Source organism: Pseudoalteromonas sp. BZA4 (assembly GCF_040104395.1).
In the GTDB taxonomy this organism is placed as follows: domain Bacteria; phylum Pseudomonadota; class Gammaproteobacteria; order Enterobacterales; family Alteromonadaceae; genus Pseudoalteromonas.
Genome location: NZ_JBECOT010000122.1, coordinates 1 through 3,284, shown reverse-complemented (window position 1 = coordinate 3,284; position 3,284 = coordinate 1). Strand labels below are relative to the sequence as shown.

The following is a 3,284-nucleotide window of genomic DNA, read 5'->3' as shown; positions in this document are numbered from 1 at the left end:
AATACAGTGGATTAAGCCATTCAGGTCTCGGGGTAGCTCCCCATAATAAGGCCGAATATACGTGAACTTGCTATTATCAAATTACACTTTGAATTTTCTTGCCTTACAGGGGGAGTCCATATACGCATCTCGCATCTCGCATCTCGCACCTCGCATCTCGCACCTCGCACCTCGCAACCGCCCCTTAAAACTTGAAAATTCAACCAATTGTTGCCACTTTTAATAGAGGAACAACAATTGAGGATGTGTATGTCTAATTGGGTTGAAGCTAAGGTGAAAGACGTTAAATGGTGGACTGAGTCATTATTTAGCTTAATCGTTAATGCCGATGTTGAGCCATTCACGGCGGGGCAGTTTACAAAGCTTGCGATGCAAGTGGGTGATAAACGTGTAGCTCGTGCATATTCTTATGTGAATGCGCCGAACAATCCCGATCTCGAGTTTTATCTTATCAATGTCAAAGACGGTCAACTTTCTCAACAACTCGCACAATTAAAGCCGGGTGACTCTGTGACTATAGAGCGCCGCGCGACAGGTTTTTTTACCCTTGATGAAGTACCAAGCAGTGAGCAGCTTTATATGCTGAGTACAGGTACTGCGCTTGGCCCTTTTATTTCAATATTAGAGCAGGGCGAAGTGTGGCAAAAGTTTGAGCATGTTCATTTAGTGCATGGAGTTCGCTTTAACGAGGACTTAAGTTATCAAGAACGCATTAAAGCACTACAGCAGCAGTACCCAAATCTTTGCTATTCGCCGGTAGTCAGCCGAGAGTCAGCCACTATCGGTTTTAATGGCCGGATCACAGACGTAATTAAAGACCATCGTTTATTTGATGTAATAGGGCGCCCAACTGTATCTGATACCGCACAATTTATGATTTGCGGTAACCCACAAATGGTAAAAGATACTACGGCTATTTTGTTAGAGCTTGGTTTTAGCCGCAACAGACGCCGTGAACCAGGGCAGATCACAGTAGAGCAATATTGGTAAAAAACTATGCCAAACAGCTAGAATTTGCTACCTTAGCGCCTCAAATCAGGAATGATGCATTTAGGAAAAGTATGAAACCGTTATTTTTTGCAATCAGTTTATTACTCTCTTGGCAGTCAATTGCAAGTGACGAAACCACCGAACAAACTGGGCCTCAAACGAGCAATGAACAAAAAGCCGAAAAAAAGGACGTACCTAGCTTAGAGTTTATTGAAGAAAAGCCAGCTACAGAGCAAAAATCAGCGGCGGAAGCTGAAAAAGCGACTGTAGAAGCCACTCAAGTAGAAGAAAAAGCTGAAGAAGCTGCGAAGGCAACGAGTGAAACAACCACAAGCAGCGACGAACAAAAAGCGACAGCCGCAGCCTTAAAAGCGGTTGCAGAAGTTGATGATAGCAAGGTACTCGGTACAGAAACTCCCGCACCTGCTGAACAACCAAAAACAGTTGCCGAAAAACAGCAAGCCGTTGCAGAAGCAGAAAAAGCCGTTAACCAAGCTAAAGAAGCACTAACAGCGAAGCAGCAAGAAAAAGCACGTCAGTCACGTGAATCGATGGCGGTGATTGAACAGCTGATTGCAGCTTATAATGCTCGTAACATTGATGCATTCATTAAGATGTATGATGAAAACGTTGAGTTTTATACATTTCCGAATGAGTTGATGTTCACCGGTAAAGAAAAACTCATTGCACGATACGGCATCATGTTTAAAAAGCTAAAGTGCATTAAATCATCGCCAATAAAACGCATTGTACTTGGCAACATCGTGATTGATCACGAACTGTCAGAAACCTGTACACAAGACCCAAAAGTCGTCGACAAGCGCTCTGAGTTTGTTACCAGCTACAAAATAGAGAATGGCAAAATAACCAAAGTGTTATTCTTCCGTTAGAAAAAAGAGCAGCCCAGCTGCTCTTTTTTTATGGGGTCAAGTTACAAGTTAGCGAGTTACAAGGGGAAAGGTGAAAGTTAGCGAGCTACAAGAGTAAAGTTGGTAAGATGCGAAGTAGCAGCGATTTTACATCGCGTCTTAGAACCCAGAGCCTAAACCCTAGCGCCTATGACGCGGGATAAACCCGCTGCTACATGTAGGCGTGAAACTTGTTTCGCACGTCTGATAGCTGATGGTTATGCCGATTGACTAACATCTAATCTCTGACGTCTAAATATTTGGATTGATTATCTAATTTAAAGTAACCACAAATAACGGGTTTTTCTTCTAAACCATCTATAAATACATAGCACTCAGAAGTCATCATTGATTTCCTGTGGTGAATTTCGTTTGCGTTGGCGAGCGTTGTATCCACCTACGTCGGCCGCTAATTCATTTATTTCATCAAGAAGCGATCCCTGTAAGTTAAGTACAACCAGTGCTTCAAAAAGAATGTCACTTTTCACAACATCGCCTTGCTCCAACTTTTGTACAGTCGAACGTGATACCCCAATCATTTTCGCAAATGTACTTTGCGTATAATGAAGAGTTCGGTGCTGGCGAATCAAATCTCCCAGCTTTTGTGCCATTTTAGTAGCCTGTTCAGAACGCATATTGATTACTTTTATAATCATTAGGTATTTAATGATTAGTTTAGCGGTATTTAATGTTTTTGCAATAGAGGAGGTAAAGTTAGCGGGGGTCAAGTTAGCGAGAGTAAAATTAGCGGGGGTCAAGTTAGCGGGGGTCAAGTTAGCGAGATACAAGGGGAAAGGTGTGAGTAACGAGATGCGAGGTAGCAGCGATTTTACATCGCGTCCTAGAACCCAAAGCCTAGCGCCTAATGTTTCCCCCGTAGGACTGGCTTTAGCCGGGAATTGTCTTAAGTTAGCGAGATACAAGGGGAAAGGTGCGAGGTACGAGATATGAGGTAGCAGCGATTTTACATCGCGACCTAGAACCCAGAGCCTAAAGCCTAACGCTTATGACACGGGATAAATCCGCTGCTACATGTAGGCGTGAAACTTGTTTCGCGCGTCTGATCGCTGAAGGCTGACCGCTTCTATACGTTGGGTATCGCTCCGCTCGACCTAACCTACTCAGAAAATGAAAAGGTCGAATGCTGAGAAGAACACTCGACCTAAATAACCCCACAGATCGGCTGACATCTAATATCTGACCTCTAACGACTAGAAACCAGCGATTTTACATCGCGTCCTAGCGCCTAGAACCTAAACCCTAGTACTCTTTCACATATATTTTGATCAGTTGCCCTTACTTAAATTCAGGTAACTGATCTTTTTCAATCAATAATTCAATACTCCTGCTTTTTCCAGTAACTGATGTTATAAATTTCTTCTTCTT

At 43.0% G+C, this 3,284-nt stretch carries 3 protein-coding genes; 2 read left to right on the top strand and 1 reads right to left on the bottom strand.

Annotated features, from left to right (window positions below; all coding sequences use genetic code 11):
* Nucleotides 1-249 precede the first annotated feature (249 nt).
* Together ABMY41_RS21545 and ABMY41_RS21540 are read left to right on the top strand one after the other, a co-directional pair.
* Nucleotides 250-990 (top strand): ferredoxin--NADP reductase, encoded by a 741-nt coding sequence (locus tag ABMY41_RS21545; RefSeq protein WP_349276228.1) that lies wholly within the window; start codon nt 250-252, stop codon nt 988-990.
* A 71-nt stretch (nt 991-1,061) separates the two neighbouring features.
* Entirely contained in the window at nt 1,062-1,880 is an 819-nt protein-coding gene (locus ABMY41_RS21540; RefSeq protein ID WP_349276226.1) for a nuclear transport factor 2 family protein, read from the top strand.
* 353 nt (nt 1,881-2,233) lie between these two features.
* Here the strand turns inward: ABMY41_RS21540 and ABMY41_RS21535 are convergent, their stop codons facing one another.
* Nucleotides 2,234-2,554 carry a helix-turn-helix transcriptional regulator gene (locus ABMY41_RS21535; protein WP_285221116.1) on the bottom strand — a complete coding sequence of 107 codons (321 nt, stop codon included), beginning with the start codon at nt 2,552-2,554 and terminating at the stop codon, nt 2,234-2,236.
* Between the last annotated feature and the right edge of the window lie 730 nt (nt 2,555-3,284).

Bases quoted from the DNA above. Each gene is read 5' to 3' on its own strand.
- ABMY41_RS21535 (WP_285221116.1), bottom strand. From the start codon at position 2,554: ATGATTATAAAAGTAATCAATATGCGTTCTGAACAGGCTACTAAAATG.
- ABMY41_RS21540 (WP_349276226.1), top strand. From the start codon at position 1,062: ATGAAACCGTTATTTTTTGCAATCAGTTTATTACTCTCTTGGCAGTCA.
- ABMY41_RS21545 (WP_349276228.1), top strand. From the start codon at position 250: ATGTCTAATTGGGTTGAAGCTAAGGTGAAAGACGTTAAATGGTGGACT.